At 48.1% G+C, this 26284-nt stretch carries 30 protein-coding genes; 20 read left to right on the top strand and 10 right to left on the bottom strand.

Annotation, left to right across the window (positions count from 1 at the left end):
- Positions 1 to 19: 19 nt before the first annotated feature.
- Complete coding sequence (gene ruvC / locus CR164_RS09675) at positions 20 to 583, top strand: crossover junction endodeoxyribonuclease RuvC (RefSeq protein WP_110023784.1); 564 nt, start codon at positions 20 to 22, stop codon at positions 581 to 583.
- 29 nt (positions 584 to 612) lie between these two features.
- A complete protein-coding gene (locus CR164_RS09670) occupies positions 613 to 1173 on the top strand; it encodes a CDP-alcohol phosphatidyltransferase family protein (RefSeq protein WP_110023783.1) in 561 nt (186 codons plus the stop codon).
- Positions 1174 to 1196: 23 nt separating this feature from the next.
- Here the strand turns inward: CR164_RS09670 and CR164_RS09665 are convergent, their stop codons facing one another.
- Positions 1197 to 2600 (bottom strand): bifunctional UDP-3-O-[3-hydroxymyristoyl] N-acetylglucosamine deacetylase/3-hydroxyacyl-ACP dehydratase, encoded by a 1404-nt coding sequence (locus tag CR164_RS09665; RefSeq protein WP_110023826.1) that lies wholly within the window; start codon positions 2598 to 2600, stop codon positions 1197 to 1199.
- Positions 2601 to 2804: 204 nt separating this feature from the next.
- On the opposite strand from CR164_RS09665, the gene CR164_RS12950 reads away from it, so the two are divergent.
- Positions 2805 to 3107, top strand: coding sequence for a hypothetical protein (locus CR164_RS12950; RefSeq protein ID WP_146204160.1), 303 nt, complete (start codon positions 2805 to 2807; stop codon positions 3105 to 3107).
- Here the strand turns inward: CR164_RS12950 and CR164_RS09660 are convergent.
- Positions 3092 to 3889, bottom strand: coding sequence for an inositol monophosphatase family protein (locus CR164_RS09660; RefSeq protein WP_110023782.1), 798 nt, complete (start codon positions 3887 to 3889; stop codon positions 3092 to 3094). The two genes, CR164_RS12950 and CR164_RS09660, sit on opposite strands and share 16 nt — an antisense overlap.
- Before the next feature lie 228 nt (positions 3890 to 4117).
- Between CR164_RS09660 and CR164_RS09655 the strand changes: the two genes are divergently transcribed.
- A complete protein-coding gene (locus CR164_RS09655; RefSeq protein ID WP_110023781.1) occupies positions 4118 to 4597 on the top strand; it encodes a TspO/MBR family protein in 480 nt (159 codons plus the stop codon).
- Between the two features lie 37 nt (positions 4598 to 4634).
- On the top strand, positions 4635 to 4874 hold the full coding sequence (locus CR164_RS09650) for an Ada metal-binding domain-containing protein (protein ID WP_110023780.1): 240 nt from the start codon (positions 4635 to 4637) through the stop codon (positions 4872 to 4874).
- Positions 4875 to 5158: 284 nt separating this feature from the next.
- Here the strand turns inward: CR164_RS09650 and CR164_RS09645 are convergent, their stop codons facing one another.
- Positions 5159 to 5734, bottom strand: a complete 576-nt coding sequence (locus tag CR164_RS09645) for a GNAT family N-acetyltransferase (RefSeq protein ID WP_110023779.1) — start codon at positions 5732 to 5734, stop codon at positions 5159 to 5161.
- 23 nt (positions 5735 to 5757) lie between these two features.
- Entirely contained in the window at positions 5758 to 6300 is a 543-nt protein-coding gene (locus CR164_RS09640) for a hypothetical protein (protein WP_110023778.1), read from the bottom strand.
- 317 nt (positions 6301 to 6617) lie between these two features.
- Between CR164_RS09640 and CR164_RS09635 the strand changes: the two genes are divergently transcribed.
- Together CR164_RS09635 and CR164_RS13015 are read left to right on the top strand one after the other, a co-directional pair.
- Entirely contained in the window at positions 6618 to 6818 is a 201-nt protein-coding gene (locus CR164_RS09635) for a hypothetical protein (RefSeq protein ID WP_110023777.1), read from the top strand.
- A 106-nt stretch (positions 6819 to 6924) separates the two neighbouring features.
- The gene (locus CR164_RS13015) at positions 6925 to 7080 is read left to right on the top strand and encodes a hypothetical protein (protein ID WP_153303691.1); all 156 of its coding nucleotides are present in this window, start codon (positions 6925 to 6927) and stop codon (positions 7078 to 7080) included.
- Positions 7081 to 7326: 246 nt separating this feature from the next.
- On the opposite strand, the gene acs is transcribed toward CR164_RS13015, so the two are convergent.
- Both acs and CR164_RS09620 read right to left on the bottom strand, forming a co-directional pair.
- Positions 7327 to 9318, bottom strand: a complete 1992-nt coding sequence (gene acs, locus CR164_RS09630; RefSeq protein ID WP_110023776.1) for an acetate--CoA ligase — start codon at positions 9316 to 9318, stop codon at positions 7327 to 7329.
- A 281-nt stretch (positions 9319 to 9599) separates the two neighbouring features.
- Positions 9600 to 10256: a helix-turn-helix domain-containing protein gene (locus CR164_RS09620; RefSeq protein ID WP_161953515.1), complete on the bottom strand. Its 657-nt coding sequence runs from the start codon at positions 10254 to 10256 to the stop codon at positions 9600 to 9602.
- Positions 10257 to 10340: 84 nt separating this feature from the next.
- Between CR164_RS09620 and CR164_RS09615 the strand changes: the two genes are divergently transcribed.
- Positions 10341 to 10559, top strand: a complete 219-nt coding sequence (locus CR164_RS09615) for a hypothetical protein (RefSeq protein ID WP_110023773.1) — start codon at positions 10341 to 10343, stop codon at positions 10557 to 10559.
- A 39-nt stretch (positions 10560 to 10598) separates the two neighbouring features.
- Positions 10599 to 10802: a hypothetical protein gene (locus tag CR164_RS09610; RefSeq protein ID WP_110023772.1), complete on the top strand. Its 204-nt coding sequence runs from the start codon at positions 10599 to 10601 to the stop codon at positions 10800 to 10802.
- A 32-nt stretch (positions 10803 to 10834) separates the two neighbouring features.
- Here the strand turns inward: CR164_RS09610 and leuS are convergent, their stop codons facing one another.
- The 4 genes from leuS to rsmI all read right to left on the bottom strand — a co-directional run bounded on the left by leuS (position 10835) and on the right by rsmI (position 17509).
- Positions 10835 to 13255: a leucine--tRNA ligase gene (gene leuS / locus CR164_RS09605; RefSeq protein ID WP_110023771.1), complete on the bottom strand. Its 2421-nt coding sequence runs from the start codon at positions 13253 to 13255 to the stop codon at positions 10835 to 10837.
- 173 nt (positions 13256 to 13428) lie between these two features.
- Positions 13429 to 15624 carry a polyribonucleotide nucleotidyltransferase gene (locus tag CR164_RS09600; protein ID WP_110023770.1) on the bottom strand — a complete coding sequence of 732 codons (2196 nt, stop codon included), beginning with the start codon at positions 15622 to 15624 and terminating at the stop codon, positions 13429 to 13431.
- 223 nt (positions 15625 to 15847) lie between these two features.
- A complete protein-coding gene (gene panC, locus CR164_RS09595; protein ID WP_110023769.1) occupies positions 15848 to 16726 on the bottom strand; it encodes a pantoate--beta-alanine ligase in 879 nt (292 codons plus the stop codon).
- Between the two features lie 99 nt (positions 16727 to 16825).
- Complete coding sequence (gene rsmI / locus CR164_RS09590) at positions 16826 to 17509, bottom strand: 16S rRNA (cytidine(1402)-2'-O)-methyltransferase (protein ID WP_110023768.1); 684 nt, start codon at positions 17507 to 17509, stop codon at positions 16826 to 16828.
- Between the two features lie 451 nt (positions 17510 to 17960).
- Here rsmI and CR164_RS09585 point away from each other — a divergent pair, with 451 nt between their 5' ends.
- The 11 genes from CR164_RS09585 (at position 17961) to CR164_RS09535 (ending at position 26227) form a co-directional block, all read left to right on the top strand.
- Positions 17961 to 18545 carry an SRPBCC family protein gene (locus tag CR164_RS09585; protein WP_110023767.1) on the top strand — a complete coding sequence of 195 codons (585 nt, stop codon included), beginning with the start codon at positions 17961 to 17963 and terminating at the stop codon, positions 18543 to 18545.
- Between the two features lie 84 nt (positions 18546 to 18629).
- Positions 18630 to 18908: a 2TM domain-containing protein gene (locus tag CR164_RS09580; RefSeq protein WP_110023766.1), complete on the top strand. Its 279-nt coding sequence runs from the start codon at positions 18630 to 18632 to the stop codon at positions 18906 to 18908.
- Between the two features lie 217 nt (positions 18909 to 19125).
- Complete coding sequence (locus CR164_RS09575) at positions 19126 to 19542, top strand: GNAT family N-acetyltransferase (RefSeq protein ID WP_161953514.1); 417 nt, start codon at positions 19126 to 19128, stop codon at positions 19540 to 19542.
- A 149-nt stretch (positions 19543 to 19691) separates the two neighbouring features.
- Complete coding sequence (locus CR164_RS09570; RefSeq protein ID WP_110023764.1) at positions 19692 to 20117, top strand: thioesterase family protein; 426 nt, start codon at positions 19692 to 19694, stop codon at positions 20115 to 20117.
- A complete protein-coding gene (locus CR164_RS09565) occupies positions 20110 to 20535 on the top strand; it encodes a hypothetical protein (protein ID WP_146204159.1) in 426 nt (141 codons plus the stop codon). Before CR164_RS09570 ends, CR164_RS09565 begins: the two co-directional genes overlap by 8 nt.
- 164 nt (positions 20536 to 20699) lie before the next feature.
- A complete protein-coding gene (locus CR164_RS09560) occupies positions 20700 to 21674 on the top strand; it encodes an ABC transporter ATP-binding protein (RefSeq protein ID WP_110023762.1) in 975 nt (324 codons plus the stop codon).
- A gap of 133 nt (positions 21675 to 21807) precedes the next feature.
- A complete protein-coding gene (sppA, locus tag CR164_RS09555; protein WP_110023761.1) occupies positions 21808 to 23598 on the top strand; it encodes a signal peptide peptidase SppA in 1791 nt (596 codons plus the stop codon).
- A 35-nt stretch (positions 23599 to 23633) separates the two neighbouring features.
- Entirely contained in the window at positions 23634 to 24242 is a 609-nt protein-coding gene (locus CR164_RS09550) for an NUDIX hydrolase (protein ID WP_110023760.1), read from the top strand.
- Positions 24243 to 24307: 65 nt separating this feature from the next.
- Complete coding sequence (locus CR164_RS09545; RefSeq protein ID WP_239994526.1) at positions 24308 to 24982, top strand: flavodoxin domain-containing protein; 675 nt, start codon at positions 24308 to 24310, stop codon at positions 24980 to 24982.
- 31 nt (positions 24983 to 25013) lie between these two features.
- The gene (locus tag CR164_RS09540; RefSeq protein WP_110023759.1) at positions 25014 to 25718 is read left to right on the top strand and encodes a formyl transferase; all 705 of its coding nucleotides are present in this window, start codon (positions 25014 to 25016) and stop codon (positions 25716 to 25718) included.
- Positions 25719 to 25768: 50 nt separating this feature from the next.
- Positions 25769 to 26227 carry a GNAT family N-acetyltransferase gene (locus CR164_RS09535; RefSeq protein ID WP_146204158.1) on the top strand — a complete coding sequence of 153 codons (459 nt, stop codon included), beginning with the start codon at positions 25769 to 25771 and terminating at the stop codon, positions 26225 to 26227.
- Positions 26228 to 26284: the final 57 nt, after the last annotated feature.

Here is a 26284-nt window from a genome sequence, read left to right as displayed (position 1 = left end):
AATCCCATAGTGTATGACTATGATGGTTATCGGGGTTGACCCCGGCAGTGTACGAACCGGTTACGGTATTGTCAGAGGTGAGGCAGACTCGTTTTCCCTCGTCGACTGCGGGATCATTCGGCTGAGTTCCAGGCAAAGTATCCCGGAACGGATAAAAATCATTTACGATGAACTCGAGGCACTTATTTCATCAAACAAGCCTGCAAGGTTGGCTCTCGAGACAGCGTATGTGAACCGCAATGCTCAGTCAGCTCTCAAGCTTGGACAGGTGAGAGGCGCAGTTGTAGCTCTTGCCATGAATAAAGGGGTTCAACTCCATGAGTACGCTCCTCGTGAAGTAAAGCAGATTCTTACCGGGAGGGGGGGGGCCAGCAAAGAGCAGGTTGCTTATATGGCGCGGCATTTTCTCAATATCTCCGATCCGATAAAGCCTCACGATATTTCCGATGCACTCGGGATCGCTCTATGTGACCTGTTGTGCGAGAGGAGGCCGGTACCGGGCCGAAATGGGAAAACAGGCTCCTCTTTGTCTAAAAGCAACTGGTCCGAGTTTGTAAAAGCGAATCCCGATCTGGTTTTATAAGATGTTTTAGCAATTTTGGATAAAAAGCTGTGAAAGGCCACATCATCAATCTGCCGAATTCTTTGAGTTTTCTCAGGATCCTGCTTATTCCTTTTTTTATCTATTACTTCGATAAAGGGGATATATGGATTGCGAACACAATACTGGTTATCGCGGTTTTAAGTGACTGGTTCGACGGTCAGACAGCCCGCTGGACAAACGAGGTGTCTGATATGGGCAAGATTCTTGATCCTCTTGCCGACAAGCTTTGTCTTGCAGCAGTGGCGGTTTACTTTATGGCAATCGGTGAACTGCCCGTGTGGTTCGTTGTTTTTGTCGTGATCAGGGATTTACTGATTTTCCTTGGGGCGGCATACGTAAAACATCATCACAAAGTCATTACAACGTCACTATGGCCTGGCAAGTGGGCGGTTGGTTTTGTTTCCATGATGTTTTTCACCATGGTCTGGCCTCATCCTTTTTTTGACCGATATCCCGTACAGGAGGTTTTTATGTACCTCTCGGTTGTAATGCTGTTTATTTCTTTTATACAGTACTGCCTGCGGTTTTACCGTATTCAGCAGGGGAGAGATTCCAGCCTCGAATCCTGATCCCCTGCATATGAAGGCTCTCTTCAGTTGTTTTTTTCCACGACAGTAGCCATGAGTGATGCTTCACAAACAAGGTCGCCGCGAACGTAAGCTTTCGCTTCGAACTGGCAGACACTGCGGCGCCGGCTTTTCATGATCGCTTCGATAACCAGAGTATCGCCCGGAATAACAGGTTTCCGGAACCGTGCTTTGTCGATGCCCATGAAATATACCTGCATGTCGTTGATGTTGTCGTTACCATTGAGCATCATGATGCCACCGGTCTGTGCCATGGCTTCGACAATCAGCACGCCGGGCATGATGGGATTTCCGGGGAAATGCCCCTGAAAAAATTGCTCATTCATCGTGACGTTCTTGACCGATACTATTTTTTCGTCCAGTTTGAATTCAACGATTTTATCGATCAGGAGAAAAGGGTATCGATGAGGGAGAATTTTCTGAATGGCATTGATATCGAAAATGACACCGGATTTTTTTTCGTGCTGAAACTTGCGGGCCAGTTTGTTTCGATCGGCATATTTTTTCAACTGTTTGACAAATTCGACATTTGAAGCGTGCCCGGGTCTTGCAGCAAGCACTTGCGCTTTTAAGGGCATGCCGAGCAATGCTATATCGCCGATAAGATCGAGCAGCTTATGGCGCGCAGGCTCGTTTTTAAAGTGCAGTTCTCGGTTATTGAGAATGCCGTTTTCCCCAAGGGTAAGTTGGGAGCTGTCTACACCGATTTTGTTGGCTAGCGTTTTCAATTCGCTATCGGATAATTTTTTATCCACGATAACGATTGCGTTATCGAGATCCCCCCCTCTGATGATTCCGATATTTGCAAGAGCTTCGACCTCACTGAGAAAACAGAATGTGCGACAGGGTGCGAAATCTTTCAGAAACTCGGTTTCGAGGTCGAAAAGTCCTGAATGCTGGGATCCAAGAGCCGGATTTTTATAGTCGACCATCACGGTGGTTCTGAAACTGTCAAGCGGCAGAGCTACAATGTCAACATTTTTTTCAGAATCATGATACTCTATCGTTTCATCGATGACCAGATAGTTTTTCGGTTCTTCCTGTTCGACAAGGCCTGCAGAAAAAAGAGCTTCGGCAAAGTGTATCGAACTGCCGTCCATGACAGGGGGTTCGGGACCGTCGATTTCGATCCGGCAGTTATCTATCTGCAGCCCGTAAAGAGCGGCGAGCACATGTTCGGTTGTATTTATCTTGTTGCCTTCGAATTCAATGGTTGTGCCTCTGCAGACATCAACGACATTATCGATTACCGCCGGTATTTCGGGGCAGTTTTCAATATCGGTTCTTACAAACCGGTAACCGTAATCTACAGGTGCAGGCTTGAAGGTTATCATGCAGTCCTGGCCGGTATGCAAGCCGGTACCTTGAAGAGATATTTCTTTTCCAAGTGTTCTTTGATGAATGAGCATTTCCTGACTGTTGATCCGGCCGAAAGTTTGAACCGGAAATGTGTGAACGAAATACAATGCCAAAAAACAGACATCCTGACAAGTTTCGTACTTCAGATGCCTGAGCATGACCCCTAAGATAACAAAGCTGTACAACCATTCAAATAATCGGGTGACAAGGCAGGGGGGTGGGCCCGTAGGCAAATGGATAATGGGTAATCGGGAATGGCGGGAAGTCATGCCGCACTCGATGCGGCATGCGTGGTGACGTTCATTGAAAGATGGATCCCCGGGTCGCGCTCCGCTTGCCCGAGGATGACATTTTCTATCTTCACCGTAGCACTCGTCACTCGTCACTCGTCACTCGTCACTCGTCACTCGTCACTCGTCACTCGTCACTCGTCACTCGTCACTCGTCACTCGTCACTCGTCACTCGTCACTCGTCACTCGTCACTCGTCACTCGTCACTCGTCACTCGTCACTCGTCACTCGTCACTCGTCACTCAGCACATCAAAGGTGTTCCTGAAAATATTTCTTCGCTTTTTCAAGAATGAGCGGATGGGTGACAGGGCTTCCGGCGACGATGCTGTGGTGTGCACTGACGTCGCTGTTACCGCTGAAGCTGGTGACAATTCCACCGGCTTCTCTTACAAGAAGCACTCCGGCGGAATAGTCCCAGGGAAAGAGCTTGTACTCCCAAAACGCGTCGAACCTGCCGCAGGCAGTGTAGGCAAGGTCTATCGCCGCAGAGCCCGCCCTTCGGATGCCGGCTGAATCATGAATGACATCTTTAAGCATCGAGACATATGACTCGAGATAATGGTATTCCTTGAAGGGGATACCGGTAGCGATGAGAAAGTGTTCGGGGTCGTTGCGCGTGGACACATGAATGGGGTTGCCGTTCAAACAGGCCCCTTTTCCTTTTTCTGCAGTGAAGAGTTCATCGAGAACGGGCTGGTAGACAACTCCGGTGACAAGATCGTTATGGCTGTCGCAAAGAGCGATGCTGATTGAGAAAACGGGAAAGGAGTGAATGAAGTTCAAGGTACCGTCGAGAGGGTCGACAATCCATTTTCTGCCGGAAGTGCCGTTTGCAGTACTGCCTTCCTCACACAACATGCTGTCATCCGGAAACGCTGAAGTAATAGCCGAAGCAATCCTTTCTTCGCAGGCGTTGTCGACTTCGGTGACGAAATCCTTGTAGTCCTTTGGGTGTATCTTTGTCAAATCGAGTTTACCAAATGTTTGAACGGCGATGCTGCCTGCTTCTTTTGCTGCGTTTATGGCTGTTTCAAGCTCTCTGCTCATGATACTATCATTACGAGTTTATTGGCTTGTCTTTTTTCAGGAATTGGCTGGATTCCCTCTCCGGCGCGTGACAATATACATTATGTCACGGCTATTGACGAATATCTTTGCCAGGGTGTTTTCGGGGGAATTCTCTTTTCTTCTGTTGAAACTTATTGCTCTATTTTATGCTTACATAGGGAAATACATTGATCGGCAGTATCCCAGAAGAACCAAACCAATACTCTTATGAATCTAAATCCGGTTGTACTCATTGCCTGTATCGGTCTTTGTTTGCTCATTGGTTTTGCAGGCAGCGCGTTTACCCCGCAATTGGGGGCGGAGTGGTATTATTCTGTGTTGAAGAAGCCATCATGGAATCCTCCTGATTGGCTTTTCGCTCCCGTATGGACGGTGCTTTTTATTCTTATGGGCGTGTCTCTTTTCCTGGTTATCAAGGATGGGCTCGATAAACCGGGGGTAGTGGCTGCGCTGATTGTTTTCTTCGTTCAACTTTACCTGAATTTCGCATGGTCGGCGGTGTTTTTCGGTTTGCAGTCACCTTTTGGGGGGTTTTTGGAGATTGTCGCTCTCTGGTTGTCGATAGTGCTGACGATCATACTCTTTGGTGTTATTTCCACAACCGCAGCCTATCTTCTGATTCCCTACTTGCTGTGGGTTAGCTTTGCATCGTACCTTACGTTCACGATCTGGAATTTGAACCTGTAACGCTCTTCTGTTCCGGTCATTGGAAAAAGGCTGTGAGATGAATGGAAAACGCAACGCTGGTGCTATAGCCGCATGGTTGGTACTATTGATACTGGCCATGCCGGCGTTCATTGCCGCTGAAAGCGGGGCATCTGTTTTTCATGGTAATACAGCGAGCAAAGTTTTTCACCGGGTCGGCTGCCGCCACTACAACTGCTCGAAATGCACAGCGGTATTCCACACAAGGCAGAGTGCTGTTGAAGCGGGCTACAGGCCCTGTAAGGTCTGCAAACCTTAGGGCGCCGCTCAAAACAGATCTTTTGCCCAACCTCTGCGTTCTGTTCACACTTCCGATGCTCACGTATTTAAACATACGCTCCGCTTCGGCTTGTGAACACGCCTTGATCTTGAACAAAATATCCATTTTGAGCGGTGCCCAACGCAGTAATGATGACGCTCGCGATAATGAAAAGAGGAGCCTTTTTTTAAAGGATCTTTTTCTTCATTCTGTGTTATAGATCCTATGGGACTTATAGGACCTATACGTTGTAACAGCTCAGCAACTCAACAATTCCATCGGGATTAAAAAACATTCTCTCCTTTCGGCAGAATCCCGTAACGGTCGATGAAATCTTTTTTCAACACGTCCATCATCGTTACATCACACCGCTTGCCATTGCGGTACACAAGCTCGCGCATTGTTCCCCGGTTCGTGAAACAACAGTCTTCATAAAGGCCTATCGCTTGCTTATTGTGTGATTCTACCATAAGTGCGATGACATGAAGGTCGATAACGTTGAATGCGAAGTCAAGAAGGGTCAGCATGGTGTCCTTGCCGTATCCTTTTCCTCTCAGTGAGGGTTTAAAAATACAGAAGGACCCGATAAACGCATGCCGGCTTACCCAGCTTATCGATTCAAGGTTTACGATGCCGATAAGTTCCTTGCTGGTACAACATTCCTCTATACCGAAGAAAAATTCGCTCCGTTCCCTGAAGCTTTTGTCTTTTACCCGGACAAGTTCTGTCAGGTCATCCTTCGAAGAGGGTAAGGGTGAGGGAAGGTATTGGCGGAGTTCGTAGTTGTTCCAGTGTGAAAAAATAATATCCGCATCATTTCCCTCGAGCCGGCGCAGCCGTATATATTTTCCACTGAACATGGGTACAGGTTCCGTGTTTTTGGTTATCGCAAGGTTGCGAGGTTATCAACTGCTGTTTTTCCGGCTGCTTTCAAGCGCTCCCGGATTTGAGGACGGTCGGTGTTTCCTGCCCCGATGGAAATGTAATATTCATCAATAAGGATATAGAGTCCTCCGGTTGCAATAAATGCTTCATCTCCAAATCCTTCAAGGTCGGTTCTTCCTTCGCTCTGGGCTTCTCTGATGGAGTGGAAGATAGCTGAAGGTGGGATACCGTCGGGTTTCATGAACGCTTTTTGGGTAAGCATTACCTGGAGAAATGACTCGGAGGTTTCGTCGGCGGGGTTATACATGCAGAGTTTCATACCTACGACCTTTTGTTCACTCTTTTCGGCTGCTTTGACGGGTTCACCAAGTAGCGATTCCGCATCGGATTTCGTGATGAGCTCACAGGGTTCGATAAGCGTTTGCCGTTGTGTCTGTGACAATGTTTTTTCCGGTTCTGTTTCCCCTTTATCAGCAGAACATCCGGAGAATGCGAAGCTGAAGCCGAAGAAGAGCACAATGATGCAGAGACGGTGTTTCATGAGAGGGGTGTTTTGTTTTCATGTGCTATAAGAAAATATAAAAAAAGAGGCTGTCTCAGAAACAAAACCGAGACGGCCTCATGATTGTCAGTCAACATCCAATTCCACGAACGGTGAAAGAGAGGTTCGGATTTCACCGGAATACGGCATCAAAACTTCTGAAGTCATGACCGCCCTGTATAATGTTATTTGTTTATTATACCGAGTGATCCGGCAGCCAATCTTCCTCAAAGTCATGCCGCCCTCGATGTGGCATCCATTCCTCCCCAAAGTCATGCCGCACTTGATGCGGCATCCATGGAGACTTTCAGAAGAAGATGGATCCACGGGTCAAGCCCGAGGATGACTGGAAAAGAGAAGTCATGCCGCACTCGATGCGGCATCCATGGAGAACCGGAGGAATGCTCATGGATCCCCGGGTTGCGCTTCGTTTGCCCGAGGATGACAGGGAGAGGAGAGCCATGCTGGAAAATGGCTGGGCGAAAGGAGTCAAGCTGGACGTGAAGTGGCATCCATGAAGGCTTTCAGAAGAAGATGGATCCCCGGTTCAAGCCCGAAGATGACTGGAAAAGAGAAGTCATGCCGCACGTGATGCGGCATCCATGGTGAAAAACAGGGACGCTCATGGATCCCCAGGTCGCGCTTCGCTTGCCCGGGGATGACCGGGAGAGGAGGGCCATGCTGGAGAATGGCTGGGCGAAAGGAGTCAAGCTGGACGTGAAGTGGCATCCATGGAGACTTTCAGAAGAAGATGGATCCCCGGGTCAAGCCCGAGGATGACTGGAAAAGAGAAGTCATGCCGCACGTGATGCGGCATCCATGGTGAAAAACAGGAATGCTCATGGATCCCCGGGTCGCGCTTCGTTTGCCCGAGGATGACAGGGAGAGGTGCCCGGAGATGACAGGGAGAGGAGGGCCATGCTGACCTGTGAAATAGAGGCTTTGAAAACGAGTGCCTGCTCAAAATACAAGAGGCTGCCCTTTTGGGGCAGCCTCGTATTTTCGAATTGAAGACAAAAGAGCTTGTCAGTCTTCTTCCTCCTGTTCTCGGAGTTGCTCCAGCACTCCGAAATCTTCGAGCGTTGTGACATCACCCTTGATTTCTTTTGTCGAAGCAAGCTCGCGGAGCAAGCGCCGCATGATCTTGCCGCTCCTTGTTTTAGGTAACCCTTTTGCCCACCGTATTTCATCGGGTTTGGCGATAGGGCCGATTTCTCTGGAAACATGGTTGCGGAGATCTTCGCGGAGTTTCATGTCTCCTTCGTATTCGTCCTTGAGCGTGACGAATGCAATGAGTGCGTTACCCTTGATTTCGTCAGGACGGCTTACGACTGCCGCTTCGGCAACAGCTTCATGGGCTACCAGGGCGCTCTCCACCTCACTGGTGCCGAGGCGATGTCCTGAAACGTTGACGACGTCATCGACTCGTCCCATGATCCAGATGTAACCGTCTTCATCCTTGCGGGCGCCGTCACCGGTAAAGTACATATCCTTGAACTCCGACCAGTAGGTTTCTTCATAGCGTTTGTTGTCACCGTAAATGGTGCGAAGCATCGATGGCCAGGGTTTTTTGATGACCAGGTAACCACCTTCGTTGGGTTTGCAGGATGAACCGTCTTTGCGGACGACATCGACCATGATTCCCGGAAGTGGTCTTGTCGCCGTACCCGGTTTGGTCGGGGTTGCGCCGGGAAGAGGTGAAACAAGTATACCGCCTGTTTCCGTTTGCCACCACGTGTCGACTATCGGACATTTTTCTTTGCCGATCACCGTGTGGTACCACATCCAGGCTTTCGGGTTGATCGGTTCGCCTACCGTGCCGAGTAGCCGCAGCGAACTCAGGTCATGTTTGGTGACCCACTCGTCTCCTGCCCGGATAAATGCACGAATTGCGGTTGGTGCGGTATACAGTATCGTTATTTTGTGACGGTTGACGATATCCCAAAAACGATCCCACTGCGGATAGTTCGGAGCACCTTCGTACATCATGATGGTAGCCCCGTTCAGCAAAGGACCGTAAACCAGGTAGCTGTGCCCTGTGATCCAGCCCACATCGGCGGTACACCAGTAGATGTCGTCGTCCTTGATGTCGAAAACATATTTGAAGGAATTTGCGGCATGGACCATGTAGCCGCCTGTGGTATGGAGGATTCCTTTCGGTTTGCCTGTCGAGCCGCTTGTGTAGAGAATGAAAAGAGGGTGTTCGGCATCTACAAAATCGGGGTCGTTATGGTCGAGAGCGAGCCCCATGAGATCATGCCACCAGTGGTCCATACCATCATGCATGTGCACGTCTTCATTGGTGACTTTGAGAACGATGACGCTACGAACCGAAGGAGTATCGACTATTGCTTCGTCGACAATTCCCTTGAGGTTGATGGTTTTGCCTCGCCGTTTTGTTCCGTCCGCGCAGATAATGAGTTTCGCTCTCGAATCATTTACCCTTTCGGTAATGGCGTGAGCGGAGAAACCGGCAAAAATAACGTTATGAACTGCACCAACGCGCGCACAGGCGAGAACTGCAATGGCCAGTTCCGGAACCATGCCCATATAGATGGCGACCCTGTCACCGGGTTTGATGCCGGCTATTTTCAAAACATTGGCAAACTTGCTGACCTGACGGTGCAACTCTCCATAGGTGAGGACGCGCTGTTCGCCTTCTTCACCTTCCCAGATGATCGCTGCCTTGTTTTTCCGCCAGCTTTTTACGTGCCGGTCGACGGCGTTGTAACAGATGTTTGTAGTACCGCCGTTGAACCACTTTGCGTAAGGAGATTCCCACTCAAGGACGCTGTCCCATTTTTTGTCCCAGTAAAAGCTTTCGGCTATCCCTTCCCAGTATTGTTCAGGATCTTCAGCGGCTTCAGCATAGAGCTTTTCATATTCCTCCATCGAGGAGATGTGGGCTTTTTCTGAAAAATCGGGAGGAGGGGAAAATTTTCTTTTTTCCGACAAAACTGAACTGATTGACTCTTGATCGGCTGTTTTTTGACTTGATTTTTTTCGTTCCTTAGCCATTATACCAGATTTTAAGTTGACAAAAAGGGATTATCCCCCTCACATGTATGAAAAGCGCGAATTGGGTATTTGGGAAAGGGCATGGAGCTCCGGCTGGTAAAAAAGCGAGATAGTGTTTGCTTCAAAACGGTTTTTCCCGAGATGTATTTACTTAACAACTTAACAGGAATATATTCGTGCAGAAAACCAAAAAAAACATTATACAAAAAAAAGCAGTGTGCAGGCAAGTCGATTGTTGTTTTCGTTGAATCGTTTCTCCGATCATGGAGATGGAAGCGGTTTCAATGAAGCGTTTTGATGATCATGTACACGATACCGAGAATTTTCTTCTCATCATGCGGATTTTCCATTGAGATTTCCTGACCGGTGTCATCGGTCAACAGGATGTTTTTCTCATTACGGTGTGCTTGGGCAAGGAATTGGCGGTTATCGCTCGACAGTAAGACAAGTTCCTGGTCTTTCAGCTCGATTTCAGGTGCTGCTATCACGATATTTCCCTTTGTGATCCGGGGAGGGAGATCTTTTGTGCAGTAGAACGCAAGAGAGTTGTTGTATTTGACAAGTGTGACCGGGAGTGTTATGTATTCCTGCTTTTCCTTGCCACCAAGTGGGATTCGGACGATGTCCTGAAATCCGTATTTTATCGGGTATTCCTGGACAAGTCCCAAAAGATGGTTTACACGTCGTTCCAGAATATCGAGCCGCTCTGTTCCATCTGACGCACCCTCTTCTCCGATCAAATAGTTGAGGTTCAATTCGGGATATGTCCGCTTTAGCGATTTTATGAGCTTGTACCCGGGCTCCTTTTCTCCCCGTTCCACTTCGCTGATAAAACTTTTCGATATACCGAGCTTATCTGCAAGACTTTGAAGCGTAAGATGTTCTGACTTACGGATGTGCTTTAAGCATTTCCCGAAATGGGTGCTTTTATCCGCCATGATGAATTTTTTTTGTATATTTCCGCTGTAGCGGAAAATGGTTAACAGTAGGAAACAGAAATAAAGAAAAATAAACCGAAAAATATGGAAGGACAAGAAGTAAGGATCGATCATCGAAAACTTCCTTGGAAAGGGATATGGAAAGCTATTGCCGAAAAAGAATCAGTCCGGAGGGGAAAAAAGGTTTCACCTGAAGCTGTACGGATGGGGGTTCAGGGGAAGAGCGAGTACTATCTTCAATTGTATCATCAGGAAATACAGAAACGCAAGGCTTATCTGCATTGTAATGAGAGGGATATCTAAGGGTCCCGGTCTTAAAGCAACAAACGAAAACGTGCTCCCATGTTTCCTGGTAATACAAGTGATTCCGATAAGAGCGGCAGGAAAAGGTTCGCGGAAGTGGATGTATTGAAGGATATGCTGAACGAAAAAGACAGGCAGATACGACTCCTGCACCAAAAACTGAAGCAGTCCGACGAGTATGGAAGAAATCTCAGCGATTTGCTCCGGGAATTGGTCCGACTGCTTGCAATTATTGAACAGTAGCTGTAGTTACCGGCTGTTGCTCTTTTTTTTCTTTATTTCGGTTTGACGACGAAATTGATCAGCCTGTCGGGAACGACAATTTCTTTGACTACGGTCATTCCCTGGAGAAACTTCTGAACTGTTTTATCGTTTTGAGCTTTTTCAAGCAGAACTTCTTTCGATGATTTTGCCGGTGCGGTTACCGTTCCCCTGAGTTTTCCGTTAACCTGTACTGCGATGGTGACTTCGTCATCAGCAGCAAGAGCTGGGTCGAAAGCCGGCCAGGCGGCAGTGGTTATCGACGATGTATGACCGATGGCTTCCCAGAGCTCTTCACAAATGTGGGGTGCATAGGGGGAAAGCAGTAAAAGAAGTTTTTCTACAGCTTCTCTGCTTCTGCATTCCGCTTTATGAAGTTCATTGACAAAGACCATCATTTCGGCGATTGCCGTATTGAATTTCAGTTGCCCTGTATCTCCGGTTACCTTTTTTATTGTCTTGTGCATAGTTCTCACAAGGTTTTGCGAAAGGGGAGTGTCAGTTATGCTGACAGGGCTTTCCGGTTCTGGAAAGACCAAGCGCCATACTCTTGCGAGAAAACGGCTTACACCTTCGATACCATGAGTGTTCCAGGGTTTAACCTGTTCAAGCGGTCCGAGAAACATCTCATAAAGGCGTATCGCGTCTGCACCGTATGCGCTCAGGACGTGGTCGGCCGGAATGACGTTGCCTCGGGATTTGGACATCTTTTCATTGTCTTCGCCGAGAATCATGCCCTGATTGAACAGTTTTTGGAACGGCTCTTTGGTCGAAACCACTCCGAGATCATAGAGCACCTTGTGCCAGAATCGGGCGTAGAGGAGGTGCAATACGGCATGCTCCGCACCGCCTACATAAAGGTCCACGTTCATCCAGTACTGTTCTTTTTTCCGGTCGACCAGGGCTTTGGTGTTTCTGGGATCGATGAAACGCAGATAGTACCAGCAACTGCCAGCCCATTGCGGCATGGTGTTGGTTTCACGTCTGAATGTGCCGTGTTCATCGGTTCCGTGGAGCCATTCGGAAATATTGGCGAGGGGTGATTCCCCGGTTGTTGTCGGCTGATAAGCTTGTACGTCGGGCAAGGTGAGCGGAAGATCGGTTTCAGGGCGCAGTGCGCCATCTTCATAGTGTTTGACCGGTATTGGTTCACCCCAGTACCGTTGCCGGCTGAAGATCCAGTCACGGAGTTTGTAGTTGACCGTTCTTTTTCCCTTTACTTTTTTTTCGAGCCAATCGGCCATGACATCGAAAGCGTTTTCGAAGGTCAGGTCGTCGAGACTGATTTCGTCGTTCGAAGAGTTGACGCAGACACTGCCTTTTTCTTCGAAAACCGCTTCCTGGACGTCGTGGGGGCTTTTGATGACCTCGATGATCGGGAGACCGAATTTTTTGGCAAACTCCCAGTCGCGTCCGTCATGAGCCGGTACCGACATGATCGCTCCTGTGCCATAGCTGGTGAGGACGAAGTCCGATATCCAGACAGGCAAGGCTTGTCCGTTTGCCGGATTGACGGCATACGAGCCGGTAAAAACGCCGGTTTTTTCTTTCTGCAGTCCGGTTCGCTCGAGCTCTGTTTTCAATTTCGCCTGCTCGATATATGCTTTCACTTCCACAAGTTGCTGAGCAGTTGCAAGCTTTTCAGCCATCGGATGCTCCGGCGAAATCACAACATAGGTTGCTCCGAAAAGGGTGTCGGGCCGGGTGGTATAGACCCTGATGGTGGTTTTGTGGCAGGGGAGTTCGAAATCGATTTCAACACCTTCCGATCGTCCGATCCAGTTGCGCTGCATCTGCTTGACGTTTTCAGGCCAGTCAACATCATCGAGGTCTTCGAGCAGTTGTTCTGCATAAGCGGTTATTTTCAGAATCCACTGGCGCAGGGGTTTCCGAACTACGGTATAGCCGTCGGCGATTTTCTCATCGACTTCCTCATTCGCGAGGACAGTTTTGAGTTCTTCGCACCAGTTTACATCAACCTCGGTTGTATAAGCCAGTCCACGGTCGAGCATCTGAAGGAAAATCCACTGTGTCCAGGTATAGTATTCCGGGTCGGTCGTGTTGATTTCACGGCTCCAATCGTAGGAAAAACCCATACGCTGCAGTGTTTCCTTGAAGCTCGCGACATTCTTTTCAGTGATGACTTTCGGGTGAGTACCGGTTTTAATCGCGAATTGCTCGGCAGGAAGTCCGAATGCATCCCATCCCATAGGGTGCAGAACGTTGTGTCCCTGGCTGCGTTTAAAGCGGGCAATGATATCCGTTGCTGTATACCCTTCAAGATGTCCGACGTGGAGTCCGGAGCCGCTCGGGTACGGAAACATGTCCAGGACATAATACTTGGGTTTGCCATCTGAGTTTTCGGTACGGAAGGTCTGGTGCTTGTCCCAGTATGCCTGCCATTTTTTCTCTATTGTTTGAAAGTCGTAACGCATGCTTTTTTTCGGATATGTTTGTGCTTCCTGCAGATCTGGTCAAAGAAAAGAAAATCACACGAAAATGAAAAAGCCGCAGGATGCTTTTTCGGGCAGAAAAAAAGCTGTGCACCAGATGTTGCACAGCTTTAGGTTTCCTGTTGCCCGCTGTTTCCTGCAGAGGGCCGACTGTTTTACTCTCCCTGTGCCGGTGACCCGTTTTCGGATTCTGGTGGAACGTCAAGCAGTGCTTTCATGGATAGTGCATAACGTGTCTTGCCTGTTCTGGGATCCTTACGGATGTCGATCAGCTTGACTTTTATACGGTCTCCGGGTTTCAGATAGTCACTCACTTTCGAGACTCTTTCTTTTGCAATTTCAGAGATGTGGACAAGTCCATCGGTTTTCGGGAGGAATTCGACAAACGCGCCCAGTTCTTCTCGTATGTCGCGGACCTTGCCGGAATAAACCAGGCCGACTTCCGGTTTCGAGATCAGCGTTTTGATCGTTTCTATCGCCGCAGATGCACCTTCTCCGCTCGGTGCGGCAATGGTAACCGTACCGTCGTCTTCCACATTGATTTCCGCGCCTGTTTCTTCCGTTATGCTTCTGATCGTTTCGCCACCCTTGCCGATGATCATGCCGATCGCATCTACCGGTACCTGGATAGTCGAAAGGCGCGGTGCATATCTGCCGATTTCCTCTCTCGGGTCGGAAATTGCATCGGTCATCTTTTCGAGGATATGCAAGCGTCCTTTTTTAGACTGCTCGAGGGCTTGTTCAAGAATATGATAATCAAGACCGTCGATCTTGATATCCATCTGGCATGCCGTGATACCGTCTCTGGTTCCGGCCACCTTGAAGTCCATATCTCCAAGATGATCTTCGTTACCGAGAATATCGGAGAGAACCGCGTATCGTTCACCTTCTTTGATAAGCCCCATGGCAATACCCGATACCGGTTTCGTGAGAGGCACGCCGCCATCCATTGCAGCAAGAGTTCCTCCGCATACGGACGCCATGGATGAAGAGCCGTTCGATTCGAGAATGTCGGATACGATACGAATGGTGTAAGGGAATTCTGCATCGGAAGGTGCCACTTTTTTGACAGCTCTTTCTGCAAGGTTTCCATGGCCGATCTCACGGCGTCCTACACCTCCTACACGTCCGGTTTCACCAACTGAGAAGGGAGGAAAATTATAGTGCAGCATGAACCGCTTTTCGGTATCGTCGATAAGGGTGTCGATCATCTGAGCGTCTTTTTTCGTGCCCAGCGTCAGCGTGACGAGCGCCTGGGTTTCGCCTCTGGTGAAGAGCGCCGAACCATGAGCCCTGGGGATAAGACCGAGTTCGATACTGATGGGTCTGACCTCTTCGAGTGTTCTGCCGTCAAGACGCTTGGCGTCATCGAGAATCATGTGGCGCATCACTTTTTTCTCGATATCATGAATATGACCCGAAATAATCTGTTCATTGAGATAAAGAGCCTTTGCAGGATCGGCGGCGATATCATCGGCAGAGATTTCTTCCTTGTAACGGGCGAGGATTTTTTGCGTTACGGACTTGTATATCTCCGAAGTTTTTTCTGCGCGCTCCTCTTTAGCGAGAGGCATATAAGCAAGTTCTTTCAGGGAAACCGCACACAGTTCTGCGATGCTTTCCTGTAAGTCCTCCGGGGCTGCAATCGGGAGGAACGATCGTTTTGGTTTTGCTACTTCTGCGGCGATTTCGTCCTGCAAGGAACAGATTTTTTTGATGGCTTCATGTCCAAAACGGATTGCGTCGAGCATTTCAGCTTCGGATATCTCGTCCATTTCGCCTTCAAGCATACAGATTGTACCGGCTGTACCCCCAATGCTGATATCGATGTCGCTTCTTGACAGTTCGTTGATATTCGGGTTGATGATAAACTCACCGTTGATCCTGCCGACACGAACTTCCGACATGGAGTTTGAAAACGGAATATCGGAAACCATGATGGCAGCAGAGGCGGCAATGCCTCCAAGTACATCGGCATCGTTAAGCTGGTCGGAGGAGATAACCGAGATGATGATTTGTGTGTCTTGATAATAACCGTCTGGGAAAAGCGGGCGAAGAGCGCGGTCGATGAGGCGGGCGGAGAGGATCTCTTTTTCAGAAGGCCTGCCTTCACGTTTTATGAACCCCCCCGGGAACTTTCCGGCTGCGGAATATTTTTCACGATACTCGACCTGAAGAGGAAAGAAATCCTGATTCGGTGGGGGAGGAGTTTTACTGGAAACCACGGTTGCAAGAACCATGGTGTCGCCCATACTTGCGACAACGGCCCCATCGGCCTGTTTCGCCATTTTGCCGGTTTCAATGGTGATAGTTTTTCCGCCTTCCAGATCGATTGCTTTGCGTATAAACATGGAATGATCATCAGTTGTTAGTGGATATAAAAAGCAGGTTGTCACGTCGGATTTTTCGGGCCGGTACACAACGTCGATAAGCGATTAAATTAACAATCTTTCAATATACGATATTCTTAGAACATTAGTTGAGGGTTAATTATTTCTGCCATTATACTCCAATTCGGTTTGAGCGGTTGCCGGGCAGTTAGACAAGTCTGAAAAGTAATGAATGGTTGCATGTTCATGTGTCTTGTGCGGCGCTTTGTTCAAGAGGCTCGAGTATGCTGTTATCTATAAGTCTCGTCGAGCCTATCCAGACCGCGAGGAGGAGGCGATGGTGTGCATTCGGGCGCAGTGTGCCTGTTTCAGCAAAAGTATCCGCATCTACAATGCCGGTATAGTCGATCGTTGCATCGGGGGCCGAACCGATGACGGCGGCAACTTCTTCGAGAATTTTTTCCGTTTCGGTCATTCCCTGTGCTACGAGTTCTTTGGCGCGGAGGATCCCCTGATAGAGAACAGTCGCCTGCTGACGTTCCTGTGAAGAAAGGTAGATGTTCCGCGAGCTTGTTGCCAGTCCGTCTTCATTTCGAACGACAGGTGCTTCGATAATTGTCGTCCCGAGGTTGAAATCCCTGACCATGCGTTTGATGACCGCAAGCTGCTGGGCATCTTTTTCTCCGAAGATGGCGAGATGGGCTTTGGAAATCATCAGCAGTTTCAACACAACGGTGGCCATACCGTTGAAATGGCCGGGTCTTTTCTCACCTTCGAACCGGTTCGTGATATCCCCCGTATTGACCTGTGTCTGGAAGCCTTCCGTATACATCGATTCCACGTCCGGAGCAAACAGGTAATCGACGCCAGCGGCTTTTGCCATGGCTGCATCTTTTTCAAAGGGTCTGGGGTAACGGTGAAAGTCTTCATCGGGGCCGAACTGGCGCGGATTGACGAAGATGGTGAGAATCACCGTGCCGGCATTCTCCTTGGCGATCTTCAGGAGGCTCAGGTGGCCTTCGTGCAGAGCGCCCATAGTCATGACAACAGCTATAAGCTGATGTTTCAGTCGTAGACTTTCAGCGGTTTTCTGCATGTAGGCCGGATCATTGATTATCTGCATGTTTTTTTGAGTTTATTGAGATAAAATGAGTGGTGCGTTTCCTTTTTTCAGGGTTCACGGCCGGTATCACCATAATCGATACCGTACTTATTTGCCTTTTCATTTTGCTTTCGGATAAACAACTGCAACGAACTCTCCTTTTGCTTTCTCGCCCGTGAAACGTTCAATCATTTCCGAAGGAGTTCCACAGAGATATTCCTCGTGCAGCTTGGTTACCTCTCGTGCAATGAAGACCTGTGAACCTGAAAAATAAGTATCGATTTCTCTCAGAAGTTTCATGATACGGTGCGGAGATTCATAAAACACTATTGTGCTGTCGATGGAGGCAAGAAATTCCAGTTTGCTTTTCCGTCCTTTTTTGTGCGGCAAGAACCCGGCAAAGAAAAAGTTGTGTACCGGCAGGGGACAAACTGAAAGAGCTGCCGTTACGGCACTTGGGCCTGGTACCGGAATAACCTTTGCAGGTAATTCATACGCTCTGCGAACCAGCGCAAAGCCAGGATCGCTGATCGCAGGCGTACCGGCATCGGTAATGACGGCGACATCAAGGCAGTTCTCAAGCAGAGTAAGAATGCTTGCGATCGCTTTTGCTTCGTTGAATGCGTGGTAGCTGATGAGTTTTTTCCCGCTGATGCCGATATGGCGCAACAGTATCGATGCCCGCCGTGTGTCTTCACATGCGATGGAATCGACAGATTTCAGGGTGTTGATCGCCCGCAGGGTAATATCTTCGAGATTGCCGAGGGGTGTAGCTACGATGTAGAGTGTACCGATGTCATCCATAAGGGCTATAACTGCCGTGATTTGTTTGACTATAGTGCAGTGTATCTATATACATAGTAATTTTTTATAGACCCATCTAAAATGTAATATTCATAGAGGCGCGTTCGGGAGAACGAAACCGAAACAATACGTATATTACATCTTTTTCTCATACGGGTGATAAAGAGTGTTTTTCAGGGGTAAAACAACGTTGTAAAGGACGGGTGGTGTTTTCCGTGTTGCTACAGTTTAATGAACCTTCAGGAAAACGCTGCCAGGAATGTAAAGGCCACCTCTATTTATTGTCATGAGCGGTGTCAAATGCGAAGCGAACAAAGCGCGGAAAACGGGGGTGCGCCGACGAGTCGGGACATGAGGATTTCGATCCCGACAGGTCGGGATCAACGATGCAGTTGAAGCGCGGAATAAAAAAATTGAGGTGTTCTTAATAGATGCTTTCATGGACTGAACCATGCCAGAGGATAAAGCGAAAATAGTATTGCCTGTACATATCAATGCTCCGGTTGAAAAAGTATTCCCGCTTTGCTGTCCGGTGGAAGAGTATCGGTGGATACCGGGTTGGAAATGTCATCTGATTCATTGTCCAAATGATAAGGTGGAATTGGGAACGGTTTTTAGCGAGGTTTCATCTGCGCCATTCCTGCTAAGCAGTTTCAAGGGAAAAACCACCTGGACAGCAATTCTGCACGATCCTGCTCATTACAAGCTTCATTTCAGGCTGGACAATAAAAAATCATCATCACTGTATAAAATCGAATTGCAGGATGATGGCAGGGGAGGAACTGCAGGAAACCTGGATTTTACCTGTAATGCGATTAATGAGAAGGATACCGGCTATAACGGAAAAAATACGGCAAAAAAGATCCTTGTAATGCTGTCAACTATCAGCACCATGTTACAACATTACTGTGAGGCCGGTAATATGTTAACTTTCAAAGAGTTACAAAAAATCGTCTTGTCGGAATCCAGGCTGTCAACCATGGATAAAGTACGTATAGGGCTTAATCGTATGGTTGTTTTGGCCATGCATCAATGAACCAAAATATTTTGTGAATACGTTATAGCTAAACAGTTGAGCAGTATGTTACGTGCTGAATGATAAACCGTTGGAAGAAAGGATATGGAAAATCAGGACGCTTACCAGAGGGCTAAAAAAAGGGTAAAGGCAAAGTTGGGATTTTACATTCATTTGGCAGTCTACATGTTTGTCAATACGGCAGTCATAGTTATCAATTTAAGTACCTCTCCCGAATATTTCTGGTTCATTTGGCCCCTACTTGGATGGGGGATCGGTTTGTTTTTTCATGGAATGGATGTCTTCGTTTTTTCTGGAGACTCATCCGTCATGGAAAAAATGATTGAAAAAGAAATGAAGAAGGAGACTTCGGGGGAGCAGTGAAAGAAATCTTTTGTTTCCGGCTTTGTCTTTTTTGAGGAAAGATTGTCATGAATTTTACAGGTAGGGTGTTCTTTGGGGGAGGATGAATATGGCAAGTGTGACTTCCAGGCAGGTCATGAAAAACGGGATGCCATACGAAATATGCCTTTGTATTGACCCGGAAACAAAGCACACTGCTGAATTCTTGAAGGACCAGATAACCAGTGCAATAAAAAGTATGTCATCCCGGTCACGCTGGCTACGCTTTGCTTCGCCTCTAAACAGGCTTTCCGACAAGCAACTCGATTACCTGACGAACCTTGATGGTAAAAACAGAATGGCGTGGTGCGCGTTGATACATGAAAAGAACCAGGAAAAGGGAATAGGATTATCCCGGTACGTCAAGCTGACGGAAGAAAATAATGTTGCTGAATTCGCTGTAACGGTGGTGGATGAGTTCCAGGGTCAGGGTGTTGGTTACGCGTTGCTAAAAAAACTGATCGGGTCGGCGATGGATAACGGCATTACTATATTAAGGGGTTATTTGCACCCGGATAACAAGCGAATGCTTGCCTTGTGCAAGCGCTTGAGTGCTTCCATCAGTATCGAGAATACAGTATGTATAAAAGCTGATATACCAGTGTCCGGCGACTAGCGTTAATCATAGGGCGGATTGCCTCAAGATGTTTTTATTTTTGAACAATTAACCACGGCTAACGCGGAGTCAGGAAGTTTCAAAAAGCTGAATGATGTTCCGTTTTTTGGGCCTTCTGCGAACCGCGTTATGCATAAAAAAAGAACAATATGAAAGAAACATTGAAGCCTGGTATCAAATACGAACACAAATTTGTCGTTCCAACGTCTAAAACCGTGCCGTCGCTCTACCCCGAGTCGGAAGAGTTCACAGCAATGCCGGAAGTATTTGCCACCGGATTTCTGGTGGGTTTCCTTGAGTGGAGTTGCATCAAGGCCATTAACCCACATCTTGACTGGCCGAGAGAGCAAACTGTCGGGACGCATATTGACGTCAGCCATGAAGCCGCTACGCCACCCGGTCTTGAAGTCACGGCGGCTGTCGAACTCATGGAAGTTGATGGAAGAAAACTTGTTTTCTCGGTCGAAGCTCACGACGGTGTTGATCTGATTTCAAAAGGACGCCATGAGCGTTTTGTCATCAACAAAGAAAAATTCGATGCCAAGGTAAGGGAAAAAGGCATGCATAATGAGTAGTGTGGCGGACATTCCCATCAATAAACATCTTGGGATAACGTATAGAGAAGGGACGCAGTCTCTCCATTTGCCTGACGATTGCCGCATCCGCAATTATTTTGGTGGCGTGAGTTTCTGCGCCCAGTTCACCCTGGCCGAAGCAGCATCCGCTCAGTATCTTTTCGATAGGTTGGGAATGGATCTCGAAACCGACATACCGACGTTGAGAAATGCTGTTACGAAATTCCACAAACCAACCGAGGGTGAGTCGGTCGCCAAGCTGATTTCTCTGGAGCATCTTTTTGGGGAATTTCAGCGGATTCTCGATGACCGTCGCAAAATCGTCACGACTGCTCATGTCGTAGTTGTTTCGGAAGCTGGGGTGAAGGCTCTCGAAGCTGAGTTCACGTGGCTGGTGCTGAGGAAAGAAAACCTGTAGAGAAAAAGAAGTGGGAGAATGATCGGGCATCGAGAGGAGCAGGTTCAACAGAGGAAAATCCTGTATATTGCCCAGTGCGGAAAACAAGGGTGTTTTTCCGAAGTGAGAAGTTTTTAGCTGAATATTGAATTGAATTTGCCCGGGTGAAAAAGAATGGGACGGATATGGGAAAGGGCGACTTGCTGCTGAAGGTCCGTGACCTCGAAGTTGCCTTTTCATCGAGGAAAGGAGGGAAAAAGGCTGTAGTTAAAGCGGTTAACGGGGTTTCCTTCGACGTGAGAAAAGGAGAGACGCTTGGCCTGGTCGGGGAGTCGGGCTGCGGTAAAACAACTCTCGGGAGGGCCTTGTTGAGGTTGACGCCTGTTCCGGTGAAAGGTGAAATATGGTATGACGGTGAGGCTATAGATACGATCGGTAACCGGGATTTTCGCAGTCTGCGCAGTCAGATGCAGATGATTTTCCAGGATCCGTTCAGTTCTCTCAACCCAAGGATGACAATCGGTCAGATGCTTAACGAGGTTCTGTCGGTTCATAAGGTGGTTCCCCGCAAGGATGCAAAGAAGAAAATCTATGAGTTGCTCGATATTGTGGGGTTGAGCAACGACTATTTCAACCGTTACCCGCATGAATTTTCAGGAGGACAGCGGCAGAGGATAGGTATTGCGAGGGCGCTCGCGGTCAACCCCAAGGTTATCATCTGTGACGAACCTGTTTCTGCACTCGATGTTTCCATTCAGTCGCAAATCATCAACTTGCTGAAAGATCTGCAGACCGAGTTCGGGTTGACCTATCTCTTCATCGCTCATGACCTTTCGGTTGTCGAGTATATTTCAGACCGTGTTGCGGTTATGTACCTTGGAAAGATCGTCGAGGTAGCCGATTCGGATGAACTCTACAGAAACCCGAAGCATCCTTATACGAAAGCACTGATGTCGGCGATTCCTCTGCCGGAATTGAGCCGAAAAAAGGAAAGGATACTCTTGAAAGGCGATTTGCCCGGACCGCTCGATATGCCGTCCGGATGCAGTTTTCATCCCCGCTGTCCCGAAGTGATGGAGCGGTGCCGCTCGGTGGAGCCGATGTTAAAGCCACTCTGCGACGATGGTCGGCACCAGGTGAGCTGTTTGCTGTATGAATAAGGCTCTTTTGCAAAAAAGTTTGTTAATAGTAGGTCATGTTTCCTGTTAACCCATTACCTGGTTTGCGGATAAGAAACTTGATAGACGATAGAGCTGTTTGTGTAACTGAAAAATGAAAACATAACATAATCCAATGGCAAAGAAGAAAATAGGTGCAGGAAAGATCGGCTGCATCGTTGTCGTACTGGTTTTTCTTGTTCTTGCGATAGGTCTTTACCGGGCCTTTACGACGCAGAAATCGCTACCTGAAGAGTTCGTACTGAAAATAGATGTTTACGGAGACATCAAGGAAACCACCGATGTCGGGTTCTCTCTGCCTTTTGAGCGTGAGTCGCAAGAACTGTCTTTACAGGATATTCTGTTTCTGCTCGACCAGGCGGGTGAAGATGAACGAATCAAAAGTGTCCTGCTCGACATCCGTGGAGTACGAACAGGCTCTGCGAAGATCCAGCAGATTCAGCGAGCTATCGAGCAGACGAGAAAAACCGGGAAACCGGTAAACGCTTTTCTTGGTAGTGCTTCTGATGCAGATGTGTGGCTTGCATCTGCATGTGATTCCATTGTTGCGGAGCGAGGGAATTTTCTCTTGCTCGATGGTTTGAAGGCCGAGCTGCTATTTTATACAGGAACGCTTGAAAAGCTCGGGGTTTCTTTTCAGGCTGCTCAATGGTCGGCATGGAAAAGCGGGGTCGAACCGTTTACAAGAGCTGGAGCGAGCCCGGAGTACAGGGAGCAGGTTGAGATGATGCTGGATGCTGTTTATGATGCCTATACAGGCTATGTGGCGAAGCGGAGAGGGATTCCTGTCGAGGAATATGAAAGCATTATCGATGAAAAAACGGTTTTGTCGGCAAAGCAGGCGAAAGAGTTCGGAATTGTCGATGAAATCAGCGGGCATTGGGAGTATCTGGAAGGATTGAAAAAAACATTTGGAAAGGGAGACGGAGAGCGAAGTGATGAAGATGTTCTGGTCAGCGGAGCACGTTATAAAGCCTCTATTCCCTGGCCGTTCGAACCCGAGACGAAAGAAAATATCGCTGTGATAACAGCGTCGGGATCGATTGTTCGCCTGGAGGATGATATGACGGGAGGAACGGAACAGGGATTTGACGAAGAAACTCTCAGAAGTTCGGTTCAGGCTGCACTCGATGATGAAAGTGTCAAGGCTATCGTGCTTCGTATCGACAGTCCGGGAGGTGATGCTCTCGCCTCATCCAATATGTTGCAGATTCTCGATTCGGCGAAAGTGAAGAAGCCGATAGTTGCTTCGATGTCAGGTGTTGCCGCGTCGGGGGGATATATGATAGCACTTGCAGCAGACAGTATCTTCGCCGAACCGCTTACCGTTACCGGCTCGATCGGCGTCTATGCGTTGAAGCCCGAGATAAGCGCGCTACAGGAGAAGATCGGCTTGAATCGTGAGGTGGTTATCAAAGGAAAAAATGCCGATGGGTTCACGGTTTTCAAGCCGCTCGATGAAGAAGGAATGGCGAAGTTCATGGAAACGACCGGCTGGATTTACGATGACTTTCTGGCAAAAGTTGCCCGATCGAGGAAAATGACTCTGAACGAGGTCGAAGCCGTTGCAGGCGGCAGAGTCTGGACGGGAGATCTTGCTGTTAAAAAAGGGTTGGTTGACCGGATCGGCGGGCTACAGGATGCGCTCTTCGCTGCTCGAGCGATGGCTGAAATGGATTCCGCAAAAGTTCCCGGATTGAAACTCTATCCCGAGCCTCAGGGGTTGATGGAATATCTTTTCGGCGGCGGCCCCGGAATAACTGCCAGGATGCTTGGAGAACAAATCCCTTCGGGAAGCGTCGCCGATCGTTCATTGCAAACGCTCGATCTTCTCCTGAAGCTGGAACAACAGCCGGGGGGGATGTTCAGGATGACGATGCTGCCTTACGACTTGAGGGTGGAATAACAGCGTCCTGTTACAGCAAAAGCAATCACAGAAAAATGCATGAACTGGTTAAAGAAATCAGAGCAATTGCTCAGGCAGGTCTTTACTATACCAAGGATCCATACGACCGTGAGAGGTATGAGCGGCTCATCGCGATTAGTACGATGCTCTACTCGAAAGTCAGTGCAGCGGGGATCGAGGAAATAGAAAAATTTTTTATTCCGGAAAAAGGCTATGCAACTCCAAAGGTTGATTTGCGAGCCTGTGTGATCAAGGACAGCAAAGTCCTTTTAGTGAAGGAGAGGTCAAATGGAAAATGGACGTTGCCTGGGGGATGGGCGGATCAAAATGAATCTCCGAAAGAAGGAATTGCCCGAGAGGTGCTCGAAGAATCCGGGTTTGCAATAAAAGTCATTTCTCTCTACGCGGTTAAAGACAGGGATCGTCATCCTTATACACCGAAGTATCCGGTAAGCTTGTACAAGTTGTTTTTCACCGCTGAGGTAACAGGGGGAGCTCCTCGCGATAACATTGAAATATCCGGCATTGATTTTTTCGATGTGGATAACCTGCCACCGTTATCGCAAGACCGGGTGTTAGCCCGGGATATCATCGAGGGGATGAATCATTATAGAGATAACAGGGGAATCACTTACTCGGATTAATCACATGCCTGTTAACCTCTATACCCGTTTTGGGTCAACCACATTTTCAGGAGCACTGTAATACTATGTCATCTGATTGTATTTCCAGGAGGGAGTTTCTTGCAAGGGCATGCAAATATTCTTCGGTGTCCTTGATGGCGCTTTTTTGGGGTTGCGATATTGCGAGATTAACGGAAGGTGATGAGAAGCGAACGGCTTTGATCTATGCAACCAGATATGGGGCGACAAAGGAGACTGCAGGTTGGATACACGAGGGGATACAAGGGCCGGTCGATCTTCTCGATATCGAAAGCATTTCTTTTTCTGACGTAATTTCCCGATATGACCGGTTTGTTGTAGGTTCAGGTATCTGGATTGGCGGTGTTCACAAAAGAATCGTTGATTTTCTCGAATCTCGCAACGATGAGTTGAACGGAAAGATATTGGCGACATTTGTCGTGTGTGGAACGGACGGAAGTACGCAAAGCGGCAGAAAGCGGATTGACGGTTATTTCACTCCGATGCATGCTCCCCTGGAGAGGAAACCATCCCTCAGTGGATATTTCGGTGGTAGAGTGATCGTAGAGAAGCTGACGGATGAAGACAGGGAAGCACTGACCGTATTTTATAAGACATACCTGAAGGATCAATTGCGAAGCTGGGACCGGACCGACCCTGAAAAAGCTGTGTTCTTTGGCGGTGAGGTCAAGCGTTTCTGTGGAGAAAAAATGAATGTTTCGCTCGGTTCTGCGACAAGTTGACAGCCACATTGTAAAAACGGTGCAACAGAGAATGTCGGATTTCAGGTTTGATTCGAACACTGACACTATTCTTTTCTTTGGTGACCCCAATTTGGGAGGGGATGGGTTTCGCCTGTTTTCCGGTTTTTTTCCCAACGCGAAGCAGTTGATCTGGAAAAAAGGCACGGGTAAAACCGCTCTGAGAAAAGAGCTTCGATCACGATCATGGCTGTTTACCATCTCGTTCTACAACGATTTCATTTTTTCTTACGACGATTTCGATTTTCTCGGTCTGCCGCTCAATATTCATCCCGCTCTGCCAGTTCTGCGCGGGGTAGGGTATGACCATGTTCCCTTGATTGAGAACCATGGAGAGCACGGAGCCACTCTTCATTTTATGAATCGCTCTTCGCGTCTCAAAGTCGATATCAAGAGTGATGTCGACTCAGGCCGGATTATCAGAGTCAGAAAACGCACGCTGAGTCCTGAGGCGACATACGGAGATCTGAGATTGCTGAACCAGCATGTTGCACTCGATATGCTTGCCGGGTTGTGCAAGCAAATGCTTGTGTGGGGTTGCGTCGAAACGGCCCGCCGCGAACTTTGTGCAGAAGCGGAAACAAACGGCTTTGTCTGGTCCAGGAGGTATATCAGTTCCTCGATTCTCGGCAAGATGCTTGAAGATCTCTACATGTTTGATCCCGGTCACCGTGTATTCGTGGAAAAACCTCGATTGGTGTGTCCTGTCGGGGATTGAAAACAAGAGGCATTTTTTCCGTATTATGCTATAAGCTTTGTTTGCAAGATATGTGTACTCTCAGGGAATACAGGCAGGGAGATGAAGCAATGGTTTTCGCTTTGCTCGAAAGCGCGTTAAAGCACTATGGGCTTTCAGTGAATCCGGAAGAGACCGATGCCGATATACAGGATATCGATGAGTCGTATATACGTTCTGGCGGAGCATTCAAGGTACTTGAAGATAATGGTGCGGTAGTCGGCTCCTATGGTCTCTATACCATCGACGAGAATACGTGCGAGCTGAGGAAAATGTATCTCAAAGCAGAATATAAAGGAAGAGGTCTGGGTAAAAAAATGATGGAGGACGCATTCATTGTAGCCAGGTCTTTGGGTTTTTCCACCATGATTCTTGAAACAAACAGTTGTTTGAAAGAAGCGGTGAGCTTGTATAGAAAGTACGGGTTCACCGAATACACACCGGAGCACTTGTCTCACAGGTGTAATTATGCAATGCGGAAAAGTCTTTAACAGGTTTCCGAAGCCTTTACCAAGCAGTTGTTATCTGTACAGTTGATCAACCCATAT

Origin of the sequence: Prosthecochloris marina (assembly GCF_003182595.1) — a bacterium.
GTDB classification, from domain to species: domain Bacteria; phylum Bacteroidota; class Chlorobiia; order Chlorobiales; family Chlorobiaceae; genus Prosthecochloris; species Prosthecochloris marina.
Note: the sequence above shows the minus strand (reverse complement) of the source record. Positions and strands in the feature narration are given on the sequence as shown.

Excerpts from the sequence above, each read along its gene's own strand:
- CR164_RS09545 (WP_239994526.1), top strand. The coding sequence starts at position 24,308 with ATGTCATCTGATTGTATTTCCAGGAGGGAGTTTCTTGCAAGGGCATGC.
- CR164_RS09610 (WP_110023772.1), top strand. The coding sequence starts at position 10,599 with ATGTTTCCTGGTAATACAAGTGATTCCGATAAGAGCGGCAGGAAAAGG.
- leuS (WP_110023771.1), bottom strand. The coding sequence starts at position 13,255 with ATGCGTTACGACTTTCAAACAATAGAGAAAAAATGGCAGGCATACTGG.
- CR164_RS09620 (WP_161953515.1), bottom strand. The coding sequence starts at position 10,256 with ATGGCGGATAAAAGCACCCATTTCGGGAAATGCTTAAAGCACATCCGT.
- CR164_RS09560 (WP_110023762.1), top strand. The coding sequence starts at position 20,700 with ATGGGAAAGGGCGACTTGCTGCTGAAGGTCCGTGACCTCGAAGTTGCC.
- CR164_RS09585 (WP_110023767.1), top strand. The coding sequence starts at position 17,961 with ATGCCAGAGGATAAAGCGAAAATAGTATTGCCTGTACATATCAATGCT.
- panC (WP_110023769.1), bottom strand. The coding sequence starts at position 16,726 with ATGCAGATAATCAATGATCCGGCCTACATGCAGAAAACCGCTGAAAGT.
- CR164_RS09540 (WP_110023759.1), top strand. The coding sequence starts at position 25,014 with ATGTCGGATTTCAGGTTTGATTCGAACACTGACACTATTCTTTTCTTT.
- CR164_RS13015 (WP_153303691.1), top strand. The coding sequence starts at position 6,925 with ATGGATCCCCAGGTCGCGCTTCGCTTGCCCGGGGATGACCGGGAGAGG.
- CR164_RS09635 (WP_110023777.1), top strand. The coding sequence starts at position 6,618 with ATGGATCCACGGGTCAAGCCCGAGGATGACTGGAAAAGAGAAGTCATG.
- CR164_RS09660 (WP_110023782.1), bottom strand. The coding sequence starts at position 3,889 with ATGAGCAGAGAGCTTGAAACAGCCATAAACGCAGCAAAAGAAGCAGGC.
- CR164_RS09665 (WP_110023826.1), bottom strand. The coding sequence starts at position 2,600 with ATGCTCATTCATCAAAGAACACTTGGAAAAGAAATATCTCTTCAAGGT.
- CR164_RS09645 (WP_110023779.1), bottom strand. The coding sequence starts at position 5,734 with ATGTTCAGTGGAAAATATATACGGCTGCGCCGGCTCGAGGGAAATGAT.
- CR164_RS09580 (WP_110023766.1), top strand. The coding sequence starts at position 18,630 with ATGGAAAATCAGGACGCTTACCAGAGGGCTAAAAAAAGGGTAAAGGCA.
- CR164_RS12950 (WP_146204160.1), top strand. The coding sequence starts at position 2,805 with ATGGCGGGAAGTCATGCCGCACTCGATGCGGCATGCGTGGTGACGTTC.
- CR164_RS09615 (WP_110023773.1), top strand. The coding sequence starts at position 10,341 with ATGGAAGGACAAGAAGTAAGGATCGATCATCGAAAACTTCCTTGGAAA.
- CR164_RS09570 (WP_110023764.1), top strand. The coding sequence starts at position 19,692 with ATGAAAGAAACATTGAAGCCTGGTATCAAATACGAACACAAATTTGTC.
- CR164_RS09575 (WP_161953514.1), top strand. The coding sequence starts at position 19,126 with ATGTCATCCCGGTCACGCTGGCTACGCTTTGCTTCGCCTCTAAACAGG.
- ruvC (WP_110023784.1), top strand. The coding sequence starts at position 20 with ATGATGGTTATCGGGGTTGACCCCGGCAGTGTACGAACCGGTTACGGT.
- sppA (WP_110023761.1), top strand. The coding sequence starts at position 21,808 with ATGGCAAAGAAGAAAATAGGTGCAGGAAAGATCGGCTGCATCGTTGTC.
- CR164_RS09535 (WP_146204158.1), top strand. The coding sequence starts at position 25,769 with ATGTGTACTCTCAGGGAATACAGGCAGGGAGATGAAGCAATGGTTTTC.
- rsmI (WP_110023768.1), bottom strand. The coding sequence starts at position 17,509 with ATGGATGACATCGGTACACTCTACATCGTAGCTACACCCCTCGGCAAT.
- CR164_RS09640 (WP_110023778.1), bottom strand. The coding sequence starts at position 6,300 with ATGAAACACCGTCTCTGCATCATTGTGCTCTTCTTCGGCTTCAGCTTC.
- CR164_RS09650 (WP_110023780.1), top strand. The coding sequence starts at position 4,635 with ATGAATGGAAAACGCAACGCTGGTGCTATAGCCGCATGGTTGGTACTA.
- CR164_RS09655 (WP_110023781.1), top strand. The coding sequence starts at position 4,118 with ATGAATCTAAATCCGGTTGTACTCATTGCCTGTATCGGTCTTTGTTTG.
- CR164_RS09600 (WP_110023770.1), bottom strand. The coding sequence starts at position 15,624 with ATGTTTATACGCAAAGCAATCGATCTGGAAGGCGGAAAAACTATCACC.
- acs (WP_110023776.1), bottom strand. The coding sequence starts at position 9,318 with ATGGCTAAGGAACGAAAAAAATCAAGTCAAAAAACAGCCGATCAAGAG.
- CR164_RS09550 (WP_110023760.1), top strand. The coding sequence starts at position 23,634 with ATGCATGAACTGGTTAAAGAAATCAGAGCAATTGCTCAGGCAGGTCTT.
- CR164_RS09565 (WP_146204159.1), top strand. The coding sequence starts at position 20,110 with ATGAGTAGTGTGGCGGACATTCCCATCAATAAACATCTTGGGATAACG.